Genomic DNA, 21,696 nt, shown 5'->3' with positions numbered 1-21,696 from the left:
GTTCTTCGGTCTGCCGAATCATCTAGGATTAGTATCATTTAGCATTTAGATAGGCTGTATATGCCGTTGAGCAGGCTTTCAATAGCTAAGTTTTCAAAGACGGTGTATTCAGTTTGCAGAATCGCTATATCTACCCAGCCCCATTGGGCTAGCTCTGGTTTAGACGTATGACAGGATTGACTCCATCGACTCGGCGACGGCTGCAAAAATTGCCCCTGCTCTCTAGCGTGTGGGAGGGCGATCGCCGGACGCTGATGCCAGAGATTGCCGGAACCCTGGATGCCGACGAAGACATGCAGGGCGACTGCATTCTCTGGGTAGATGGGGTCGAGGAAATTGTGCGGGCGATGGATGTTGTCCCCAGCGAAACTGGCTCGGAGGCGATCGTGCGGACGCTGCTGCGGGCGATGGAAAATCCCCATAGCGGCAGCGCTCGGCCCGGCCGGCCCCAGCGCATTTTGGTGCGCGATCGCGAGCTTCAGTTTTTTCTGCGCGGTGTGCTGCAGGGCCTAGATATCGCCGTGGAATATGTCGCTGAGTTGCCGATTATCGACGAAATCTTCTACGGATTGCAGGATGCCGCCCGCCAGCGCCCGCCATCCCTCCCGCCCACATATGCCAGTGCCGTGCTAGAAGCGGCCGCACAAATCTGGGAAGATGCCCCCTGGGAAACCCTGGACGAAGAAAAGATTTTCGCCGTCGAGCTGAACTACGGCGATGTAGGCACGCTCTATATCTCCATTTTGGGGCTGATGGGCGCGGAATTTGGCGTGTTGATGTATCGCTCGGTCGAGTCTCTCAAGCAGTTTCGTCAGCAAGCTCTCGCCGCCGAAGACTCGCCCCGCGAATTGCAGCAGGCTTTTTTGCAGCAAGACTGCTTTTTTCTGACCTTTGACCCCGCAGACGAGGAGTTTTTGGGGAACGGGGCAGACCCTGTCGAGTCTCTCCTACAAGACTTAGGGGAATTGGACGAGATGATCCCGACCTTCGGCAATTTGCACCCGCTTGAGGGAATGCGATCGGTGCTGTACGAAGAAGAGGCGATCGCCGTTTTGCTCACGCTCCAAGCACTCCACAAGTTTTTTGGGCAGCACCTCGATCGGCTCAGCCCGGAAACCTTTCCGGCGTTGACCAAGAGCTATCGTCTGCCCGATCCCAAAAATCCCAAAGCAAAAGTCTCGGTCAAAGTGTCTACCCTGCCCGATGTAGCCGCAGAACTGGCAGAAATGTCGGGCAGCGACCCTTCCGACTATATGAACTATCTCAACTCGCTGGGGGTCTTAGAGGATGAGTCGGAGCCAGTGCCCGTCTTGCTAGACGATCTAGTGCCCAAAGATGCGATGTACAGTCTGGGGGCAATCCCAACTACGCTGATTGAAACGCTGCGCCTGAGGGTGTCCCATCACCAGCCTGGCCCCGCCCCACTCCCTGCCAAAGCCAGCGAGTTTCCGGTCATCATGATCCAAACTTCGCGCCCCAAAGCGAATGAACTGCTGGCTGAAATTCAAGCGTTTGGCGGCGTGAAGGGTATCTCCTTTAACCTTGGCGAAGACCCCGTCTAGCCAGAGTCACTTCGACCTCGCCATTTTTGCACACCAACGATGGCAAGATGCATCTGCTGGGGCGAGTTTCGTGACCGAGATCCGGTTCACCTTGCAGCGCGGGCGCAAGTGGGATCAGCGCTGCAAAAAGACCAAGGGGACAGTGTGGGGGCTAATTGTGGGCAATGGGGGCTGACGGGCAAATCTCGCGGCAACCCGGCTCTGCAACACATGCTGGGCTTTTTTGAGCGCGATCGCTCTCCTCCGAAGAAGTTGGATTGGGGACGCTCCAGCTTCTACCAAGACCACTTGCAAGACCACTTGACGAGTTTTAGCCCACCAACCTTTAGCCCACCAAGTCTGTCGCTCAACAGGCAATCAAACAGGCTTGACAGGCGTGCCCCTGTTGCCCCCTAAATGTCCACCTGTGGATGGGGGGGCATCGCCTCGGAATCCCTTCTGCCTAAAGAACTGTAACAGTTCCTCAAGAATTTGATTCGGGGGTTCAAACCCAGTGATACGATGCGTAAAACTGTTCAGGGAAATACTTTTCATGACAGAGACGCTTACTGGACAAACGCCCAAATTCGGCGGCAGCATCGGCGGCCTGCTGAGCAAAAGCTGATACTGAAGAAAAATACGCCATCACGTGGGACCAGCCCCAAGGAGCAGGTCTTTGAAATGCCCCACGGGCGGCGCGGCCATTATGAACCAGGGTGAAAACCTACTCTATCTGGCCCGCAAGGAGCAATGTCTTGCGCTGGGCACTCAACTTCGCACGAAATTCAAGCCTAGGATTGAGGACTACAAGATCTACCGCATCTATCCCAACGGTGAGATCCAGTATCTCCACCCAGCAGACGGTGTGTTCCCTGAAAAGGTGAACCAAGGCCGCCAGCAGGTGGGTACGGTGATGCGGAACATTGGCAGCAACCCCGACCCTGCCACGGTCAAGTTCAGTGGTCGCAACACGTTTGATGCTTAGGCGATCGCCCTGGGTCTGTCCTAATTTCTGGTCTAACGTCTTGGCCGAATTTCTCTTGGCCAGGTTTCTCTTGGCCTAATTTTCTATATTTTTTGGCGATGGGGCAGGCTCAGGTCTGCCCTGTTTTTTTGTGGGTTTCCTCTTAGAATGAGGGGTCAGATTAGAATGAGGGGTCAGAGATGGGGAATAGTGCAGTCAGGAGGTCTTGACCCCAACGGTTGCTCCCTCCTTCGTTCTTTCCCCTTACCCCACCACCCCATTACTCCCTCACCGCAATGCTCCTTCCTGATTTCCAGCACTTCACCGAACTCGCTGCCCAGGGCAACTTTGTCCCGGTGTATCAGGAGTGGGTTGCCGATCTGGATACGCCCGTGTCGGCGTGGTTTAAGGTGTGCGCGGGGCAGCCCTACAGCTTTTTGCTGGAGTCGGTAGAAGGGGGCGATCGCGTCGGGCGCTATAGCTTTGTCGGCTGCGACCCGCAGTGGGTATTGGAGGCGCGGGGTTCTCGTACTGTGCAAACTCATCGGGATGGTTCCCAGGTTGCGTTTGAGGGCGATCCGTTTGAGGCGTTGTCAGCCTGTTTGGAACCCTATCACCCGGTGACGCTGCCGCAGCTCCCGCCGGGAATTGGCGGGCTGTTTGGCTTTTGGGGCTATGAGCTAATTCACTGGATCGAGCCGCGAGTGCCGGTATTTGCCGCGCAGGACGACGACACGCCGGATGGATTGTGGATGCAGATTGATCACCTGCTGGTGTTTGACCAAGTACAGCGCAAGATTTGGGCGATCGCCTATGCCGATCTGCGCGATCCGGCGACTGATTTGCGGGCGGCCTATGAGCAGGCGGGCGATCGCGTCCGGCAAATGGTAGACAAGCTGCAACTGCCGCTGGCAGGCAAAGACACGATCTTGGAATGGACACCGCCGAGGAAGGATGAAGGCAGAAGGATGAAGGCGGAATTAAACGCTTCCGTGCCTCCGGACTACAGCAGCAACACCACCAAAGCGCAATTTTGCGCGAACGTGGTCAAGGCGAAGGACTACATCCGCGCTGGCGACATCTTCCAGGTGGTGATTTCCCAGCGGCTCTCGACGCAGTATCGCGGCGACTCGTTCTCGCTCTATCGGTCGCTAAGGCTAATCAACCCCTCGCCCTATATGGCGTATTTTCACTTCCCCACCTGGCAGATTATTGGCTCTAGCCCGGAGGTGATGGTGAAAGCAGAAAACGGCGAGGGCGGCAAAATCGCCACCGTGCGCCCCATCGCTGGAACTCGCCCGCGTGGCAAAACCACCGCCGAAGACAACGCCCTCGCCGCAGACCTGCTGCAAGACCCCAAAGAAATCGCCGAACACGTCATGCTGGTAGACCTGGGGCGCAACGACCTGGGGCGCGTGTGCAGCAGCGGTACGGTGCGCGTGGATGAGCTGATGGTGATCGAGCGCTATTCCCACGTTATGCACATCGTCAGCAACGTAGTGGGCATTTTGGCTCCGGGCAAAACGGCTTGGGAACTGCTGAAGGCTTGCTTCCCAGCGGGCACCGTCAGCGGCGCACCTAAGATTCGCGCGATGGAAATTATTCATGAACTCGAAGGCAACCGTCGCGGCGTGTACTCCGGAGCCTACGGCTATTACGACTTTGAGGGTCAACTGAATACGGCGATCGCCATCCGCACGATGGTCGTCCGCAATCAGCCCGATGGCTCCTCCACCGTCAGCGTGCAGGCAGGCGCAGGCCTCGTCGCCGACTCCGACCCCGATAAGGAATACCAGGAAACCCTGAACAAGGCGCGGGGAATGCTGGAAGCCATCCGCTGTTTACAGCAGGGTTAGGGGTCAGGGGTCAGGGCTTAGCTGCCGAGCTGGGTCTGGGCGCTGACGGGTTCTGGAATGGGTGTTGCGGTAGATAGCGCCACAGGTTGCGCGGCGGCGGGGGCGAGTTGTTTGGCGGCTTGTGTCACGAGGGTTTGCAGAAAGTCTGTGCGCTGGTTGTTTTGAAAGACCGCTTTGATGGACTGAATCAGGCGATCGCGCTTTAGGGCAAACTCGCCTGCCGGAGCCGCCGTCGGGCTTTGCTCCTCAAAATAAGTGACCAAGCTGAGGCCGGCGACGCGGGTCAGGTAGGCGGCACTCACCCCTTGTAGGGCACCGCCCACTGCGAACGTTGCCAGATGACTTTTCAGCAGCGGGGCGATCGCCTGGGTCGAGACTTCCACCAGCCCCAGCTTCACCATCGTTTCGGCCATGGTGGTGGCGATCGCCTTCGCCTGCTCCATCGAAAACGCCTGCTGATACACTGCGCCCAAATCCATCACCATCTGTATGTTGATTGCGCCCGTTGCCAGCAGGTCGAGGCTGGGCACTGGCGTGGCAAAGGCAGCCGCGCCCGCAAGCCACTGCGCCTGCTCGATCATCGGCAGGGCGCGATCGCGGCGTAATTGATTCAGCGTGGACAGGATCTCGGCTTTTAGTGCAGCGGCGCGGCGCAGGGTCGTATTCAGCACCAACTGCGGCCCCGCAACGGAGACGATTCCCGTCAATCGCTCGGTCAGCGCCGATAGATCCGGCGCGGGCTGCTCCATCATTTCTTGAACTGTGCCATCGGGCTGATGCTGGCGCACTTTTTAAGGGGTGCAGGTGCGGCGGCAATGGGCGACGACTTCCTGCACCGGAACCTGACCCAGCAAGCGCTCTCGAATTTGTTGGAGAATCAGCGGGCGATCGCCCGGTAGGTACTGATCCTGCTTATTAAACGCCAGCACGATTCGCTGCTGCTGGCGCGACAATTCCTTCAGCACTTGAAATTCTGAATCGGTGATGTCGCCTGCCGTCACAAAAACCACCAAATCAGCCGCCGCAGCTAGGGCGACTTCTGATGCGTCATCTAGCTTATCGAACAGCGCCGGAGTATCGGTCAGCGTTACGGTTTGGGTCAGGTTGGGGAGCCATTCGGCGGTGAGGCGCTGGGCAAGCGTGGTTTTGCCGACGGATTTGCCACCCACGATGGCGACGTTGAGCTGGTCGCGATTCAGTTCCGTTTTCAGCAGGGCGAGGCGCTCGCGCCAGCGTTGCGGAGCAATATCGCTCAGTCCGGGTTGCAGCGACGGCGTAACGGTGCTGTCCGCCGATTTTGCAGGCGTGGCGGATTCTCGCTCTAGCTGATCTAGCAGCGGCTCTAGCGCCTTCAGCGCTTGCTCAACTGTCGTGCGGTCTAGCGGAGCCGTGGTGTCCAACTCTGGCGTAGGCTGCTGTTGCCGAAACCACCACAGGCCGCCGCCGAGGGCGATCGCTCCCCAAACAATCGTTTCGCCCCAATGCGCCCCGGTGGGATGACCCAATTGCATCAGCCAGGCGCTCGCTGTCAGCCCCACACTCCCCACCACCAACGGCCGCCGAATCTTAGGAACCATGCTCGTTTCACCGCTTTCACATCACCTGTTCTATTCTACCGGGCTGGCTGGGTGCGCTGGAGTGTGGAGTCCTCTACAAAAAGCAGCCAGAATCCACCAAACTGGCTGCTTTTGCGTTAATCCTGAAGATGAAAAGCAAAAAGGAAAGCCAGAACATATCTGACTTTCCTTAAATTAGAAACCCAATACAGGGATCGAATTTGGTGGCGGGAAGTGGATTTGAACCACTGACCTTCGGGTTATGAGCCCGACGAGCTACCAGGCTGCTCTATCCCGCGTTGTCTTTTCAAGTATAGCGAAAGATTGGCGGGTGTGTCCTTTTTTTGGAGAACTCGTGGAAAACTGGCTGTGCATTCTGGTCAACCTAGTCAGGGTGGGGGCTTTTGTTGAACAATGTGGGAGTGTGACGGAGAGGGGCGATCGCATCGCATCTGATTCGATCGCTCTCTCCATCCTGTTGATTTTTTTTCCTGTTGATCTTGTAAGCAAGGAGGACAAAGGCAATGGCCCAAGCCGTCAACCCCACCTCCAGCAGCGAACTGCGCGACATTGTTCGCAATCAGCTCCAACTGCTGCTGGAGCAAAAAAACTACGAAGGCGCAAAGATGTTGCTGGTTCCGGTTCCTCCTGTGGATATTGCCGAGGCGATTCAGGGATTGTCGAAGCCAATGCAAATGCTTGCGTTTCGCCTGTTGAGTAAAGCAGAGGCGATCGCCGTTTATGAATATCTCGACAGCGATGTTCAGCAATCTCTTCTCGAAGAGTTTCGCGATCAGGAAGCGCTCGACATCGTAGAGAGCATGGCCCCTGACGACCGGGCTAACCTATTCGACGAAATGCCCGCAAACCTAGTGCGGCGGGTGCTAGCCCGACTCGACCCCAGCGAACGCCAGGCCACCGCCCTGCTGCTAGGCTATAAGCCCGACACCGCTGGCCGCGTCATGACCCCCGAATTTATCTCGGTGCGGGCCGATATGACCGTTAGCCAGGCCCAGGAGCGCATTCGAGAACTGGCCCGCGACAAGGAAGTGGCTTACTACGTCTACGTCACCGATCCGGTCAAGCGGCTGTTGGGGCACTGTGTCGCTGCGCGATCTGATTTTTGGCATCGCCCGATCAGCGGGTAGAAGACGTGATGGAGCGCGACGTGATCTTTGCACGAGCCGATGTAGACCAGGAAGAAGTGGCGCGGCTGATTCAGCGCTATGACCTGCTGGCACTGCCGATTGTGGATCAGGAGGGCATTCTGCTGGGCGTGGTTACGGTAGACGATGTCATCGACATTTTAGAAGAGGAAGCAACTGAGGATATTTACGCCATCGGCGGCGTGCGGGCTGAAGGCGAAAGCTACTTCGACAGCGGCTTTTTGTCAATCTTGAAAAAGCGATCGCCCTGGCTGTTGGTGCTGGTGGTGACAAATATTGCCACTGTGTTCATCATGTCGCGGTACGAAGAAGTGCTGGACAGCGTGGTGGAACTCGCCTTCTTTACGCCGCTGCTCATCGATACGGGCGGTAATATCGGGGCGCAGTCTTCTACGGTGCTGATTCGCGGGCTGAGTACCGACGAGTTGCGAAACAAGAAGCCTGTGCGGGTTATTTTGCGAGAACTGTTCGCTGGGGCTGCGCTGGGGCTGGTGTTGGCGGTGCTGGTGTTGGGCATTGCGATGGTGTTTGTCGGCAAGGTGGAGATTGGGCTGACGGTGGGTCTCAGTCTGATTGCGATCGCTGCTCTGGCTGCCACAGTCGGCACACTGCTGCCCTATCTGTTTCACAAAATGGGCTTTGACCCAGCGTTTATGGCATCGCCGTTCATCACCACCGTTGCCGACATCTTAGGCATTTTAATCTACCTCAACATCGCCAAACTACTGCTCAACATTGGCTAGCTATCTCCGGCTGGATATCTCTAACTGGATATCTCTAACTGGATATTTTTAACTGGATATCCCCAACTGGCTATCTCCGCCTAGACATCTTCAGCCGGGTTTCTATGCCCTTACAAAAAGTTCATATTCTCAGACACCGAGAACCAATCATAGTATGATTGCTATCAATGGGTATTTGATGATTGAATTAAGTCTATAGTTTTGGCTCGCTCTAGACAGCATGGGTTGAAACCATTGCCGCAGGGATTGGGCTGCGGCAGCGCTAAAGGGGTCAGGCTTGATTTGGACAAGGAGGATGCTGTGTTAGAGGCCTTTGTAATTGCCACCATTTTGTGTGGGTTCTTTGGCATCGTCTTCAAAAAGAATCTGGTGATGAAAATCATCTCGATGGACGTGATGAGTACAGGCGTGATCGCCTACTACGTGCTGATTGCTTCGCGAGAGGGCTTGAAAACGCCAATTCTGACCGAGGGACTGGACAGCGCAGCAACAGCCTATGCCGACCCCGTGCCCCAAGCCGTGATTTTGACCGCAATCGTGATTGGATTCTCGATCCAAGCGCTGATGCTGGTTGGCATCATGAAACTGGCGAGAGACAACCCCATTTTGGAGGCCAACGAGATTGAAAGGGGGGAACACGCCATGAACCATCTCGCCGGCCTCTTGGAGGGGGTTCAATGGGGTGGATGAGCGGGTTTTCGTTTAGCAGCCCGATTGCCACAGATCTGAGCATTAGCAACACCACGATGAGTCGTTTGACCATTGGCTGGGTGGCGTTGCCGCTGTTTGCTGGATTTGTGGTGTACCTGATACCCCGTCTGGCTCGCCCTCTGGCGCTGGCAGCAGCACTCGCCTCTGCGGTTTACGCCACACTGCTGTTTTTGCGCGAAGTGCCGCTCAGCTTTGGGCTGCTGGATCGGTTTGGCGTGACGCTGCTACTCGACCCGCTCAGCGGATTTTTCATTTTCACCAACGCGCTGGTGACCGCAGCCGTGATTCTCTACTGCTGGGATACAGGCAAGTCGGCGTTTTTTTATACTCAGCTCACGATTTTGCACGGCAGCGTCAACGCAGCGTTTGCCTGTGCTGATTTTATGAGTCTCTACGTGGCGCTGGAGGTAATCAGCATTGCGGCGTTTCTGCTGATTGCCTATCCCCGGAGCGATCGCTCGATTTGGGTGGGCTTGCGCTATCTCTTTGTCAGCAATACGGCAATGCTGTTTTACCTGATGGGGGCGGTGCTGGTCTACCAAGCGAATCACTCCTTTGCCTACAGCGGGCTGAGCCGTGCGCCACTAGAGGCGATCGCCCTGATTTTTCTGGGGCTGCTGGTCAAGGGCGGTGTGTTTGTGGCAGGGCTGTGGCTGCCACTCACGCATTCCGAATCAGAATCGCCTGTGTCGGCGCTGCTGTCGGGCGTGGTGGTGAAGGCAGGGATTTACCCGCTGATGCGCTGTGCCCTGCTGCTGCCGGAAATCGACCCCGATGGTGCGGGTGTTTGGCGTGGGGGACGGGCCTTGCTGGGCGTAGCCTATGCAGTGTTTGAAAAAGACACCAAGCGCCTGCTGGCGTTTAGCACTGTCTCGCAGTTGGGCTTTGTGCTGGCGGCACCGGAGGTGGGCGGCTTCTATGCGCTGACGCACGGACTGGTGAAGTCGTCCTTATTCTTGCTGGCAGGCAACCTGCCCAGTCGCAGTTTCAAGGAGCTACACCAGGTGCCGATTCGCAGGTCGCTGTGGATTGCGCTGGCGATCGCTAGTTTCTCAATTTCTGGGTTTCCGCTGCTGTCGGGCTTTGGCGCAAAAGTGCTGACGATGAAAAGCCTGCTGCCGTGGCAGGTCGTTGGCATGAATCTGGCAGCCGTCGGAACGGCGATCGCCTTTGCAAAATTTATCTTTCTGCCCCATCGCTCATTTCCACCAGACTCCCAGAGCCAGCCGCTCAAGCCCGGATTTTGGGCGGCGATGCTGTTGCTACTGGGTGGATTGGTGCTGGCTAATGCGGTCTACTACGAAGCGTATACGGTCGAAAATATCCTGAAGCCGCTGCTCATTATTGGAATTGCCTGGATTGTCCACAAGCTGATCTTCCGGCAAGCAAATGTCAAACTTCCCCGCACGGCTGAAAAGTTTGAGCATTTAATCGGCGGCATGAGCTTAATGTTAATCCTCGTATTCTGGATGGTCTTTGCATGGGTGGCAAACTAGCTCGGCAGCTTATCTTAAGGCTCACAATTTGGTTTTTGCTCACCGCAAATTTGAGCTTGGCAAATATCGTGATCGGCGTGACTGTGGCGCTGCTGCTGCCCCGGGGTGATACCGGCCGAGACGACCGCCTCAGCGAATGGCTGCGGGTGGTGTTCAAGGTTTTCGCATCTATTCCTCAAGCCTATGCCGAAGCCTTGGAGATGATTCTTCGTCCCCACAAACGGGAGGAAATTGTCTTGCAGCATGTGCAGCCTCGGCGATCGCCCCATCTTCTGTTTCTAGACATTTTTCTGATTACCTTCACACCCAAAACCATTGTGTTGAAATATCACGAAGCGGGATGGTTTGAAGTGCATCGTGTTAAGCGGGGGAGCGGATCATGAACTTGATACTCATGATTATGCTGGCGGCGCTGCTGATCCCAATTTACGAAGCGTGGCAAGACGATAATATCTGGCAGAAAATGTTGGCTTTTGCCAGCATCGCCACCAAAACTTCGATCATGATTTTGATCGTGTCGATTTTGCAAGACGACTGGATGATTGGCGTAGTAGGTGTGCTAATTCTCAGTGTGGGAAATGCAGGCTTGATGTTGCTGGCTCACGTCATCAAGCGGTTGAACGATCTCTCGCAAACCCTTTAGAAAAAAACCACCCCAAATTGCACCGCATCTGATTAGAAACCTGTCATGATCAACGCACCAGTGATTAACACTTTGGTCAATGTTTTAAGCTACGGCTGCATCGGGCTGGGGCTGGTCTTCTGGTTTTGGGGTACCTGGCCGCTGGTGGGCGATCGCTCTGTTCTTTACAAGCTGCACAGCCTCTCGATCGCCGACACGCTGGGGTCGCTCAGCATCGTCTTTGGGCTGTTGCTAAAAATTCCCCGCGAGTGGCCGCTGCTGCTGCTGGCCATCTTCTCATTGGCGCTATGGAACACCATGCTGGGCTATGTGCTGGCCTACTGCGCCAGCGACCTGCCCGCCGAAGAACGCTGGGGAGAGGCTGTAGAGCCGTTTAGCAGCATGACGAGTAGCTTGACGAACGAGCCGCAGACTGATCGGGGGGACGCATGATGCCACACAGCATATTCGGACCCCACGACGAATACGTGTACGCAATTACGGCGCTTCTGCCTCTGTCCGCTGCCATGCTGGTGTTTCAGGTGAATCCCTACCATGCGCTGGTGATTCGCGGCATTCTGGGCGCAGTGGCGGCCCTGGTATACACGCTGCTGGGCGCAGCAGATGTGGCGCTGACGGAGGCAATGGTGGGCACGATGCTGGCGGTAACGCTTTACGCGGTGGCCGTCCGTTCCTCAATGGTGCTGCGGCTGGGCGTGCTAAAGGATGAGGCGATCGCCCTTCGCCTGTTGCCAGAGGCATCTGACCAACCCTCCAATCCATCATCGCCCTTGCCGATTGAATCTCCCCTCAAGTCGCTCATCGATGACCTCCGGATCACATTTGGGAAATACCATCTGCGACTGGAGCTAATTCCCTATCTCAGCCCAGAAGATTTGCAGCAGGCGCTCCTCGAAAAGGAGGTGCATCTCACCTGCACCCAGCTTGAGGCAGACGACTCATCTACCCCGCACGATGTCGCGGTCAAGACGGCCTACCAGACAGCCACGCGCCTCCGCCGCATCTACGACATCTTGCAAGCCGAGTTGCCGTCTTCCCCGGCGATCGCCTACGTTGGCCCACCCACTCCCGGAGCAAAGCAGCCATGATCTGGATTTATCTGCTGGCAGGCGTTGCCATTTTTTTGAAAATCCTGCTGATGCCCCAGCCTGCCCCTAGTGAACTGGAGTTTTCCATCGTTGAAGCCATCGTGCAAGATAGCGGCGTGCCCAACGCCGTCACGGGCATCATCTTTCGCAATCGGCTCTACGACACCATCTTTGAAGTCGTGGTGTTCACCATTGCTATCATGGGAGCCTATTTCCTACTGGCAAACGAAAAGCCTTCGGCTAAGTTTCGCCGCTTTACCGACGAACCCTCCATCGTGCTGGCGCGGCTGGGCGCGACGATCGCCGCCCTGGTGGGCATTGAACTGGCGATTCGCGGACACCTCAGCCCCGGCGGCGGTTTTGCGGCTGGTGTGGCAGGCGGCACGGCCATCGGACTGGTGGCAATCACATCCTCTTCAGAACTGATGCAGAGCATCTACCAACGCTGGCACACCGCCCGCTGGGAAAAAATCTCGGTGATGATTTTCATCGTGCTAGCTGTGATGACGCTGGTGGGACTCGAACTGCCGCACGGCGAACTGGGCAGCCTGGTTAGCGGCGGCGTGATTCCCATTCTGAATATTTTGGTGGCGCTGAAAGTGGCGCTGGGTTCCTGGGCAGTCATCTTAGTATTTATCCGCTATCGAGGTTTGCTGTAGCAAGGCTTAACAATCAAGGCTTTGAGAGTCAAATTCTTGTAATACAAGCAGAGAGCCGATTCCAAGTTGAGAATCGACTCTCTGCAACAACTCTAGCCTGAGTTTTTATCTCGAAGCCTCACCCTTCGCTCTCGATTGCTGGGAAAAAACTTAATTGTGAAGGGCGATCGCCTGTTTCTAGAACAGACGCTTTCAGTAGCAACGACGAGAAGATGAAATCTTAGTCGATGGACACTGCTTGCACATCTACAGGCGTGTCCGCAGACGCAACCTGCTCAGAATCCACCACTTCTTTCTTGTTTTTCACGCGCTCGATCAGCAGTTGAGAAACTTCTGTGAACAGCAGCGTGATAATGATCGCATCATCAATTTGACCGATGATGGGAATGAAATCGGGCGCGATGTCAAACGGCATAACGATATATGCAATCGTGCCTAAGATAATCCACCAGCGGTATTTGGGATTGCGAATGACATCGCGATACCAGTCGTAGAGACTTTGCAGGGAGAACGCCATCGGGAATGTCCTTTACTCAACATCTTCATTCTGCGAGATTGTGCCTGCGCTGTAGAGTGGGAAAAACCGTCTGCGTTGGGATAGGAACCCCACCCACTCTCGGTCTAGCTCCGCAGGAGGATGCGTTCCAAGCTTCTGTAGCTTAAGATACAAAATGGAAGTTTATTCGATATGATTAGAGGTGAGCCAATTTTTCAGCCTGTTTGAACGCTGAAACGGCTGCCCCCCAAGGCACAAAAAAAGATTCGCACATGCCCCTGCTGCCCAAGTTCGCCATACTTGGCTGCATCAAGCATGGTGACAGGTTTGGATGTGCCTCCTGATCGTTGATTTACCAGGAGGTTCGCAATGCGAAATCTAAAATCTGACTGCTCCAGTTTGCTTGCTTCTGATGCTTCACTTCGAGATCGCCTGCCCGTGATCGCGGGCGATCGCCATGAACTAGGCTCCATCCGCCATCTTGCCCTGCCGCGCCATCTGCATCCCAACTATCAGCACTGGCATTGGCTCAGCCGCTGAGCCTGATTCGCAAATCAGGGCCGTAAGCTGAACAATGCTAGTGGGCGATCGCCCTATTCCAGTCCTTCCAGTAGCTCCGTCGGGTCGATGCCGCGCCGCCGCAGTTGCTCCAGGAGGAGCTGGGTGCGCTGGCGTTCGGCAGCGAGTTCTGCTTCTGCCTGGGCTGCGCGTTCTTCAGGCGTGGGGTAGCGATCGCCCGCTTCAGAATACCAGTACAGCCATTCCCGCGTGATGCCTAGGTACGTGCCGCGATCGCGCCCCAGCCCCAGCCCAATTTCCGGCATCCACAGGGGATTGTCGCGCTGGAGCGTGTACACACCGTCTTGCAGGCGGTAGATTTCTAGCGGCGGTTTGCGGCGGCGGCGCGTGGAATAAACGGCGTAGTATTTCACGCCCATCTCAGCATAAAAGGCTTTTTTGCTGCTGTATTCGCCCCGATACTTGCGCGAGACAACCTCCAGCACCAGCACTGGAACGATGTTCTGCTCCTCCCACAGCACATAGCTAAGGCGCAATTCTTCGTCTACAATCCGCTCCACGCCCAGGCTCAAAAAGCCGTCGGGGACGATGGCTGGCTCCTCCGGGTCGTAGTAGATGCCCATGTCTACGCCAAAAAACCAGTCCTGCCGATCGGCCCAGATCTGGGCCAGGATTGCTTTCAACAAACCGGGCATCAGGTCTTGGAGTTCGTTATCCACGGGCGTTTCGTCGGAGTCGGGCAGTTCTTCGGACGAGGGCAGGCAGAGGCGCGGATCGTAGAACTTAAGCATGGCAGCGGAGTGAGAGCAACAGCGCGAGGGGCTTGAGAGCGCGTGACTTGATTCTAGCGGCTGAGAAACGGTCGCTCAATGATAGAATGCTTCTCAAGCTAGGGGTGCCTGCCTTGTCTGAATCAAGACATGAATCAAGACAGAGCGGGCTGAGATTACACCCTTGGAACCTGAGACTGGGTTATGCCAGCGGAGGGAAGCGAGGTTTGCATCGACGACATCCGAAGGGTTGGCAGAATTAGGTGAGTGAAATGGGTGGGGGCGATCGCCCTCTACCCTACCCCAAGCTGCCCTCCAATCTATTCACGTCACCGTTCGCGATCGCGTCTTCAACATCAGTCCGGTCAATTCGCGCAAGCATCCGAGTTGCATTCACGAGGGCTTGCGTAAATCCTGGCAAAAACCTGCAAGGACAGACTAGATTCAGCGACACTCGCTTGCAAACAAGCTGCGACAATCCCCAAGACCAAACCAGCCTCTAGCGACTTTACCGAACAATTCCCAGAGGAGGGTTTGAGCATGTCGGTTCAATCTGTGGCACTGCTGGTGACGCTGGCGACGGCGGGCGGGTTTGCCTTGCTGGGGCTGGTGCGGGCTAGCCAGCAGACGATGAGCTTAGAAGATTACATGGTCAGCCGCAATCGGTTTGGCCCGTGGATGTCGTTTGCCACTGTGGTTGCGTCGGCGCTGGGCGTGTGGATTTTGTTTAGTCCGCCCCAGGTGGGAGCCAGCAGCGGCATTGCGGGCATCGTTGGCTATTGCCTGGGGTCAGCGGCTCCGCTGGCGCTGTTTACCCAAATCGGCCCGCGCCTGCGCCGAATTTTGCCGCAGGGTCACTCGCTCAACGAGTTTGTGCTGTATCGCTTTGGCAATGCGATGTATCTGCTAGCGCTGGGCGTGATTGTGTTTTATATGTTCATCTACCTGGCGGCAGAACTGACGGCGATCGCCAAAGCGGTGCAAATCCTAGCAGACGTGCCCCTCGGCTGGACGGCGCTGGTGGTCATCGCCGCAACGTTCGTCTACACCACCTACGGCGGCTTGGGCGCAACGATTTTCACCGACGCGATCCAGTTTGCGGTGATGGTGCCGCTGCTGCTAATCAGCTTTGGGGTAGCGCTGGTGGCGATGGGCGGCTGGGAAGCGGCACTGCAACCCGTGCGGCTGAATGCACCCCAGTTACTCTCGCTGGGAAATATAGACGGCATCAAGTTTGGCGCAACCCTGGTGCTGGCAATTGTTGCTGCTGAGGTGTTTAACCAGGCAAACTGGCAGCGGGTCTACGCCAGCCGCACCGACAAGACCGTACAGCAATCGTTTCTGGGTTCCGCCGTGATCATTCTGCCGCTGCTGATGGTAGCGGGGGCGCTGGGGCTGCTGGCGGCCAGCTTGGGCTTCACGGACGATCGCGCTTTCTTTTCTCTGTTGCAGCAGCTTGCTTTGCCGCTGTGGTTCACGGTGCTGGTGCTGGTGCTGGCGCTGGCGCTGGTGATGAGTACGCTGTCTTCTTTGCTGAATGGCATTGCCAGCGTGTTTACCATTGACTTGATTCGCCTGTTTCCGCAAATGCAGACCAGCGGACTGCTGCGAGCGTCGCGGCTGCTAACGGTGGCAGTGGGGCTTCCGGCGATCGCCATCGCAGCGCGGGGCTTCGACGTGCTGTATCTGTTTCTGCTGGCGGATCTGGTCTGCGCCGGAGCCCTGTTTCCGGTCGTTTGGGGCCTCTACTCTCGCCGCATCACAGGCAAAACGGCGTTCCTCAGCGCGATCGCAGGCATCGGCGCGGGTGCCCTGTTTTTCCCAAAGCCCGACTTTTCGCCCTGGAACAGTCTGCCCTTTGCGGGCGACCTGCTGGTGAGCTTTGCCGTGGCGATCGCCGTTTCTGCTGGAATAGCCCTCCTTGGAAGTGCGATCGCCCCTCGTGCGGCACAATTTGATTTTGCCACCCTGGGCGATCGTAGCCGCGCCTACGCCGCTCTCGCACCCGATCAGATTAACATCAGCAAGTAGGGGCTTCCAGCAATTCTTGATTTTGGATTTGTAATTTTTGGATTTGTAATTTTTAAACTGCCAGTCAAGCATCTGTACCCCAAGCCTCCACGACCTCAGCCCTGCACTACGCCGACCCCCCTAAATGGACTGGAACCTCATCATCGACCTCTGCATCGGCATCGGCCTCAGCGCGGCGGCTGGCTTTCGGCTGCTGGTTCCGTTTTTGGTGCTGAGCATGGCGGCGCTATTTGGGCATTTCCCCGTCACGCCCGATTTGCAGTGGGTGGATTCGTTCCCAGCCCTCCTGACGCTGGGCGTGGCGGTGCTGGTGGAGGTGATCGCCTACTTTGTGCCCTGGCTGGATACGCTGCTGGATTTGGTTGCCTTTCCCGCGTCGATTATTGCGGGGACACTGCTGACGGCGGCGTTCTCCAGCGGGCTAGACCCGTTTTTGGGGTGGAGTTTGGCGATTTTGGCGGGGGGTGGTGCGGCCGGCGCAATGCGGGGGCTGTCGGGGTTTTCGCGGCAGTTAACCACAATCTTCACAGGCGGACTGGCGAATTTTTTGATTACGTCGCTGGAAATCCTGATCGCGGTGGTGCTGTCGGTGCTGGCGATCGCCCTTCCGGGCGCAGCGATCGGCTTGCTCCTAGGACTGTTGGGGCTATTGGGGCGGCTATGGCTGCGAGTGCGGACAGGGCTGCTGGGACAGCCCGCGACGGAATTACCTGCGCCTGATTCCGACATGCTGCCCCCGTCCACCTGAAGCGACTGCTAAAACACGCTGCTAAATCACCAGGATATTCGTCGCCGCTAGCGCCGCGCCAATGGGGAGTTGAGCAATCTGCACCTGGGGAGCGCTGCCGCTGCCGTCGGGGTCAAAGAACAGGTTGCCCGTGCTGCGGTCGTAAATGAAGCGATCGCCTTCTCGAACGGCCCGCGTGCCTTGGCGTAGAAGCGTTGTGGGCAATGTCCCTGCTAAATCTGCGAGATTAAACTCGGCGGCGGGAACCCGCAGCACATCTTCACCGGGGCGAAAGTCAATCAGCGTGTCCAGTCCGTCGCTGCGGGTGGTAGATAGGTCAAAGGAGTCGCGACCTGCGCCGCCAGTCAGCGTGTCACGTCCTACGCCACCCACCAGCAGGTCGTTCCCCGCATTGCCGATCAGCACGTCATTTCCGGCTTCCCCTTTGAGCGTGTCATTCCCGCCCTCGCCGCGCAGGGTGTCGCCGCCGCCCCCCCCCAAGAGCAGGTTATCGGCTCCATTGCCAATGATCAGATTGCTCAGCCCATTGCCGCGCCCCGTGAGGGCATCGCCGCTGAGAGTGAGGTTTTCTACAGGATTGCCCAGCACCCAACTCACTAGAGCGATGATCGTATCAGCTCCTGCCCTGAGCAGTTCGATGACCCCATCGCCGAGGCTGGCTACGACATAGGTATCGTTGCCGCGACCGCCCTCCAGCGTGTCGTTGCCGCTGCCCCCATCCATCCAGTCGTGTCCGTCGAAGCCGCGCATCCGGTCGTGGCCGCCCATGCCCCTCAGCATGTTGCTGCGGGAATTGCCCAACATCCCGTTACGCAGTGCGTTGCCGATGCCCTCTAGCGCTGTGCCCTTCAGCGTCAGGTTTTCTACAGGGTCGGGCAGAGTGTAGCTGATGCTGGCTTCCACAGTGTCGATGCCGCCGTCGGCTTGCTCAATCACGCGATCGCCCGCATGATCCACCCTGTAGGTATCATTGCCCTTGCCGCCGACTAGCTCATCGGCCCCAGGGCCCCCGTCGAGGCGATCGCCCCCATCGTGCCCCATCAGCGTATCGTCGCCCGCACCACCCATCAGCGTGTCGCTGCCGTCGCCGCCGATTAACCGATCGTTGCCGTCGGTTCCCGCTAGGTTCAGCGGGTCAGACGGGCGGGGTGGTTCTGGCGACACAGTGCCCAAGTCTGGTTCTGCCCACCAGCGGGGATTGGCGCTCATGAAGGCTTGCAGGGCGGTATATTTGGGCGCATCGGTCTGATAAAGGCTCTCCATCATGCCCCAACTGCCCCATTTGCTGGGGCGGGCAATATCGACGAAATGATTGAACAGCGTGCCGCCTGACTCTTTCCAGCCGTCGAGCAGTTGTTGATAGAGTTCACCCATTTCGGGGCGACGGTTGAGCGCAATGAAAAACTCGGTCAACTGCGCGTCGTTTTCGATGCCCGACGTGCCGACGATGTGCTGCCCGCCTTCGTAGGCCACCAGTTGCAAATTGTGGCGCTTGGCCACGTCGGCATGGTACTTAAATAGGGCGATCGTGTCTTTGACGGAATCTTTGCTGTCGCCCAGCAGGCCGCCCTCGCGGAGGTGCTGAAAGGCTTTGGCAAAGCCGCCGTCGGGTTCCGAGAGCCAAGAGCGCACCGTGTTGGCGTGGGTGGGGCTGCCCAGATTGTTGCCAAAGTAGCCCGTAACGGCGTAGGCATCGACGGCTTTCCAGGCGGGTTCGTTGCCCTCAGCAACCCAGGCGGGCGTGTTTAGCGCATAGGTTTCTAGCCCCTTCCAGCCCGTTTGCGTAGCCAGCACAGCGATGACGCGATCTTGCGCTGCAAGGCGATTGCCACCGCTCTTTTCTGCAAAGGTGTCCTTCCAGATCTTGGCGGTCTGCGCCGCCCTCATGCCGTACCACTGCATCCAGCCGCCCTGCACGTCTTTGCCCCAGCGGGCTTCGGCCTGCGCCTGGGCATAGTGGGCCTGCTCAAACTGCCAGTTCCACACCTCGTTGGAAAATTCCACATACACTCGCAGGTTGGGGTCGAGATGGTCGCGCACGTAGGCGGCGAAGTTGGCGATGTATTCATCCGTTGCCTGGTGCGGCATGTTGAACCAGGGCGACACCTGCATTTCATTCGCCAGGGCCACCATTGTTTCCACCGATGCGCCCTTCCAGGCCCAGCTTGCGTCGGTCGGTTTGGGGCGATCGCGCCACTCGCGCTGGGTGGAATCGTTGGTCTCCATCCAGTCCATAAACCGCAGCGTGCCAAAGTTGCGAATCCGCTCCTGGAACGTGGGGTTAAAAATCAAACCCTGCGCCACCAAGGGCAGGTCATCTTCGTGATAAACGCGGATGTTTCGCAGGTAGTCGCCCGTTTTCTGCGGGTCGGTCGCGGTGATCGAGAGCAGAATGCCCGCGTCTTTGGCGGGATCGACCTGGATTACGTCGCGGCCGGGCCGGGACAGGTTCTCTAGTTTTGCGGCGTTAAAACCATATTCCAGCGTGCCCTGCCCGTCATACATCACCACATAGTGACCGGGGCGATAGGCTCCGGGGATGTCGCGCAGCAGCAGCGTGCTGAGCTTGGTGTAGGTCGTGCCGTTGGCGGCAGTGGGCAGACGGGTGGGCCAGCCGTGGGCATCCAGATTGAGCACTGTTTCACGGGTGTCCCAGACCTGTTCAGTTTGCGGAATCCAGGCGCGAGCGGTTTTGAACAGATCCAGAAACGGAAGCTGGGGCGAAAAGTCGTTGATGCTGGTTAGACCGATGCCGAGCGATCGCTCTATAGATCGCCCTGTGATTGACCGCTCCTCCTCCAAACGTGCTGTTGGCAAACGTGCTGTTGGCATGAATGCAATCCTCCCAGACTGTCGTAAAGCTGGCTGCAAGCGGATGCGACAGGACGCGGGCCTTGACCCATCACCCTTCCCACCCGCTGACCCCTGAGAGCCAATCTCTAGTACTGACCCCCTTGCCGAAATCCGGGCGGACGACCGGAGAACTGCATAAATTCGGCAAAATACCGGAGATGAGAAACCCTGACAATACAAAGTGTGCGGTGCTGCTTTAGACAAAGACCTCCGAAAACTTTGGGAACTGGATTTTTCACCTAAAATGCTAGGGGCGATCGCCCAACCCCTTATCAGAAAATGGCTTCGGCTCTCTGCGCGACTCTTTAAGAAGACTTCACACCTGTTAATCTCCGCGTCTGTAGGTTGCTAACCTCACAGTTGCTTGATGTTCAAAGCCGAGTGAGCTTACAGAACCGCATTACTCTTTGGCGGAGGCATCCCATTGTCTGCGTCAAACCACACAGACAAGAGCGATCGCCCAAATGCGGATTTGCTCGATTTCTCAAAAATTTCCTGAATTATTCGCAAAATTATCCCAGCTTGATGAAGCCGAGTCTGCTGATTGCAGCAGGTCACAAAGATTACGGAGGAGCCTGATGGGGAAAATGCGATCCAAAACTGCGACTTGCAAACTCCGAATCAGGGCGTGGGCATGGGCGAGGGAGTTCCAGTAGGCGCGGCTTCTGTGGGTGAAACGCGGGCGGCAGGAGCTTTCGGGGAGTGGTTGGTGAATTGGGAGCGAACGGATCGAGGGGAACGGGGCAATCATCGTGGGCGATCGCCCCATCGGGCATCGTCGTGCGGCAAAGAATCGCCCCGTCCAGCTTTGCGCCGTTCAAGCTCGCCCCCGTTAGATTTGCGTCGGTCAGGTTCGCCCCCGTCAGGTCAGAGCGCCGTAGGTTGGCCGATTGCAGGTTTGCCCGTTGCAGGGTCGCCCCTGGCAGTTGGGCCCGCCCCAGATTGGCCCGCAGCAGACTGGCTGCCGTCAGGTTTGCCTCACTCAAGTTGGCTGCCGTCAGGTCAGTATCATTGAGTGCAGTCTGTTGCAGCCTGGCGCGGCGCATGTCGGTGCGGGTCAGGTTGGCCCGCGACAGGTTGGCATTGCGAAGCCGCGCATCCTTGAGTCGTGCATTGCCCAAGTAAGCCCGCCGCATATCGGCATTTCGAGCATCCACGCCGGTCAAGTTGGCCTCGCCCAAGTTGGCCCCAACCAAGTAGGCTCGGTTGAGCGTGGCTGCCCGCAAATTTGCCCGACTAAAAATCGCTTCCCCCAGATAGGCCGCATTGAGCCGGGCCCGCTCTAGGTCGGCATCCCCTAGATAAGCCCGCCGCAGGTCGGCTTCTTCTAGTCGCGCGTCCATCAACACGGCTCCACCCAGCGTCGCATCTGTCAGCAGCCCCTTCCGCAGATCGGCTCTGTCCAGGGCGGCTCTGGTCAGGTTGGCACTACTCAGGTTTGCCCGCTTCAGGTCAGCCCCGCGCATCAAGACATCCTGGAGGTTGGCATATTGTAGGTCTACTTCATCGAGTTCTGCATTATTCAGCCTGACGCGCTCCAGGTCACAACTGACGCAGGCTTTCGTCCGCAAGAGCTGGTTCACTCGCCCGGCCTTTGCGGCATTGCCCATACGAACCAATCCCACGGCGGTGACCAGCGATCCCAAAAAGACGGCGACCGTTAGCAGCGCCATGATATCTTTTCGATCCATAGCAGGAAAAAGGGAAGAAATTGGCTTTAGCACGGAACTCTAGGCCCCTAGCAATCGATCAAACACCTCCAGCCTAACCGATGAGGGATTGCCCGCTTGCGCCTCTTGCGGGAATCATTCACGCTAGAACACGAACGGGGGGCTATTCATATTACATCCCCCATC

General features: G+C 57.2%; 22 protein-coding genes, 1 tRNA gene and 1 riboswitch. Of the genes, 16 read left to right on the top strand and 7 right to left on the bottom strand.

Features of this window, described 5'->3' with window-relative positions; all coding sequences use genetic code 11:
* The first annotated feature begins 167 nt into the window (after positions 1 to 167).
* From O77CONTIG1_RS20830 to O77CONTIG1_RS20820, 4 genes are all read left to right on the top strand, one after another.
* Positions 168 to 1,562 (top strand): DUF6930 domain-containing protein, encoded by a 1,395-nt coding sequence (locus O77CONTIG1_RS20830; protein WP_197673261.1) that lies wholly within the window; start codon positions 168 to 170, stop codon positions 1,560 to 1,562.
* Positions 1,543 to 1,737, top strand: coding sequence for a hypothetical protein (locus O77CONTIG1_RS27280; RefSeq protein WP_197673260.1), 195 nt, complete (start codon positions 1,543 to 1,545; stop codon positions 1,735 to 1,737). The genes O77CONTIG1_RS20830 and O77CONTIG1_RS27280 overlap by 20 nt, the downstream gene beginning before the upstream one ends.
* Positions 1,738 to 2,217: 480 nt before the next feature.
* Positions 2,218 to 2,526, top strand: a complete 309-nt coding sequence (gene psaD / locus O77CONTIG1_RS20825; protein ID WP_410503475.1) for a photosystem I reaction center subunit II — start codon at positions 2,218 to 2,220, stop codon at positions 2,524 to 2,526.
* Positions 2,527 to 2,801: 275 nt separating this feature from the next.
* The gene (locus tag O77CONTIG1_RS20820; protein WP_068514724.1) at positions 2,802 to 4,361 is read left to right on the top strand and encodes an anthranilate synthase component I family protein; all 1,560 of its coding nucleotides are present in this window, start codon (positions 2,802 to 2,804) and stop codon (positions 4,359 to 4,361) included.
* Positions 4,362 to 4,378: 17 nt separating this feature from the next.
* Here O77CONTIG1_RS20820 and O77CONTIG1_RS24940 read toward each other — a convergent pair whose 3' ends face one another.
* From O77CONTIG1_RS24940 to O77CONTIG1_RS20805, 3 genes are all read right to left on the bottom strand, one after another.
* Positions 4,379 to 5,149, bottom strand: a complete 771-nt coding sequence (locus tag O77CONTIG1_RS24940; RefSeq protein WP_068514722.1) for a YcjF family protein — start codon at positions 5,147 to 5,149, stop codon at positions 4,379 to 4,381.
* A gap of 3 nt (positions 5,150 to 5,152) precedes the next feature.
* Positions 5,153 to 5,938, bottom strand: coding sequence for a hypothetical protein (locus O77CONTIG1_RS24935; RefSeq protein ID WP_068514718.1), 786 nt, complete (start codon positions 5,936 to 5,938; stop codon positions 5,153 to 5,155).
* 201 nt (positions 5,939 to 6,139) lie between these two features.
* Positions 6,140 to 6,216, bottom strand: a tRNA-Met gene (locus O77CONTIG1_RS20805).
* 225 nt (positions 6,217 to 6,441) lie between these two features.
* Between O77CONTIG1_RS20805 and O77CONTIG1_RS28185 the strand changes: the two genes are divergently transcribed.
* From O77CONTIG1_RS28185 to O77CONTIG1_RS20765, 9 genes are all read left to right on the top strand, one after another.
* The gene (locus O77CONTIG1_RS28185; RefSeq protein ID WP_286132438.1) at positions 6,442 to 7,065 is read left to right on the top strand and encodes a magnesium transporter MgtE N-terminal domain-containing protein; all 624 of its coding nucleotides are present in this window, start codon (positions 6,442 to 6,444) and stop codon (positions 7,063 to 7,065) included.
* Positions 7,041 to 7,826, top strand: a complete 786-nt coding sequence (gene mgtE / locus O77CONTIG1_RS28180) for a magnesium transporter (RefSeq protein WP_286132437.1) — start codon at positions 7,041 to 7,043, stop codon at positions 7,824 to 7,826. Before O77CONTIG1_RS28185 ends, mgtE begins: the two co-directional genes overlap by 25 nt.
* Positions 7,827 to 8,126: 300 nt before the next feature.
* On the top strand, positions 8,127 to 8,516 hold the full coding sequence (locus tag O77CONTIG1_RS20795) for a cation:proton antiporter subunit C (protein ID WP_068516863.1): 390 nt from the start codon (positions 8,127 to 8,129) through the stop codon (positions 8,514 to 8,516).
* Positions 8,504 to 10,033, top strand: coding sequence for a cation:proton antiporter (locus O77CONTIG1_RS20790; protein WP_317134155.1), 1,530 nt, complete (start codon positions 8,504 to 8,506; stop codon positions 10,031 to 10,033). Before O77CONTIG1_RS20795 ends, O77CONTIG1_RS20790 begins: the two co-directional genes overlap by 13 nt.
* Before the next feature lie 56 nt (positions 10,034 to 10,089).
* Positions 10,090 to 10,416, top strand: coding sequence for a cation:proton antiporter (locus O77CONTIG1_RS20785; RefSeq protein WP_317134154.1), 327 nt, complete (start codon positions 10,090 to 10,092; stop codon positions 10,414 to 10,416).
* Entirely contained in the window at positions 10,413 to 10,676 is a 264-nt protein-coding gene (locus tag O77CONTIG1_RS20780) for a hypothetical protein (protein WP_068514712.1), read from the top strand. The genes O77CONTIG1_RS20785 and O77CONTIG1_RS20780 overlap by 4 nt, the downstream gene beginning before the upstream one ends.
* Before the next feature lie 45 nt (positions 10,677 to 10,721).
* Entirely contained in the window at positions 10,722 to 11,108 is a 387-nt protein-coding gene (locus tag O77CONTIG1_RS20775) for a monovalent cation/H(+) antiporter subunit G (protein ID WP_317134153.1), read from the top strand.
* Positions 11,109 to 11,182: 74 nt separating this feature from the next.
* Positions 11,183 to 11,764 (top strand): DUF4040 domain-containing protein, encoded by a 582-nt coding sequence (locus O77CONTIG1_RS20770; RefSeq protein WP_286132436.1) that lies wholly within the window; start codon positions 11,183 to 11,185, stop codon positions 11,762 to 11,764.
* Positions 11,761 to 12,423: a Na(+)/H(+) antiporter subunit B gene (locus tag O77CONTIG1_RS20765; protein WP_068514709.1), complete on the top strand. Its 663-nt coding sequence runs from the start codon at positions 11,761 to 11,763 to the stop codon at positions 12,421 to 12,423. Before O77CONTIG1_RS20770 ends, O77CONTIG1_RS20765 begins: the two co-directional genes overlap by 4 nt.
* 220 nt (positions 12,424 to 12,643) lie before the next feature.
* Here the strand turns inward: O77CONTIG1_RS20765 and O77CONTIG1_RS20760 are convergent, their stop codons facing one another.
* Positions 12,644 to 12,940, bottom strand: a complete 297-nt coding sequence (locus O77CONTIG1_RS20760; RefSeq protein WP_068514707.1) for a YkvA family protein — start codon at positions 12,938 to 12,940, stop codon at positions 12,644 to 12,646.
* Between the two features lie 348 nt (positions 12,941 to 13,288).
* Between O77CONTIG1_RS20760 and O77CONTIG1_RS24930 the strand changes: the two genes are divergently transcribed.
* Entirely contained in the window at positions 13,289 to 13,459 is a 171-nt protein-coding gene (locus O77CONTIG1_RS24930; RefSeq protein WP_156435531.1) for a hypothetical protein, read from the top strand.
* Positions 13,460 to 13,512: 53 nt separating this feature from the next.
* Here the strand turns inward: O77CONTIG1_RS24930 and O77CONTIG1_RS20755 are convergent, their stop codons facing one another.
* Positions 13,513 to 14,229 (bottom strand): Uma2 family endonuclease, encoded by a 717-nt coding sequence (locus O77CONTIG1_RS20755; protein WP_068514703.1) that lies wholly within the window; start codon positions 14,227 to 14,229, stop codon positions 13,513 to 13,515.
* Between the two features lie 90 nt (positions 14,230 to 14,319).
* Positions 14,320 to 14,444, top strand: a riboswitch (TPP riboswitch).
* Between the two features lie 304 nt (positions 14,445 to 14,748).
* Between O77CONTIG1_RS20755 and O77CONTIG1_RS20750 the strand changes: the two genes are divergently transcribed.
* Positions 14,749 to 16,239, top strand: a complete 1,491-nt coding sequence (locus O77CONTIG1_RS20750; protein WP_068514700.1) for a sodium:solute symporter family transporter — start codon at positions 14,749 to 14,751, stop codon at positions 16,237 to 16,239.
* A 124-nt stretch (positions 16,240 to 16,363) separates the two neighbouring features.
* Positions 16,364 to 16,987: a DUF4126 domain-containing protein gene (locus tag O77CONTIG1_RS20745; RefSeq protein WP_068514698.1), complete on the top strand. Its 624-nt coding sequence runs from the start codon at positions 16,364 to 16,366 to the stop codon at positions 16,985 to 16,987.
* A gap of 21 nt (positions 16,988 to 17,008) precedes the next feature.
* Here the strand turns inward: O77CONTIG1_RS20745 and O77CONTIG1_RS27265 are convergent, their stop codons facing one another.
* Complete coding sequence (locus tag O77CONTIG1_RS27265) at positions 17,009 to 19,819, bottom strand: calcium-binding protein (protein WP_156435529.1); 2,811 nt, start codon at positions 19,817 to 19,819, stop codon at positions 17,009 to 17,011.
* Between the two features lie 584 nt (positions 19,820 to 20,403).
* A complete protein-coding gene (locus O77CONTIG1_RS20735) occupies positions 20,404 to 21,531 on the bottom strand; it encodes a pentapeptide repeat-containing protein (protein ID WP_068514692.1) in 1,128 nt (375 codons plus the stop codon).
* Between the last annotated feature and the right edge of the window lie 165 nt (positions 21,532 to 21,696).

The sequence above is a fragment of the Leptolyngbya sp. O-77 genome (assembly GCF_001548395.1).
In the GTDB taxonomy this organism is placed as follows: domain Bacteria; phylum Cyanobacteriota; class Cyanobacteriia; order Elainellales; family Elainellaceae; genus Thermoleptolyngbya.
The sequence above is the reverse complement of the archived record's forward strand: the minus strand, read 5'-3'. Positions and strand labels throughout refer to the sequence as shown.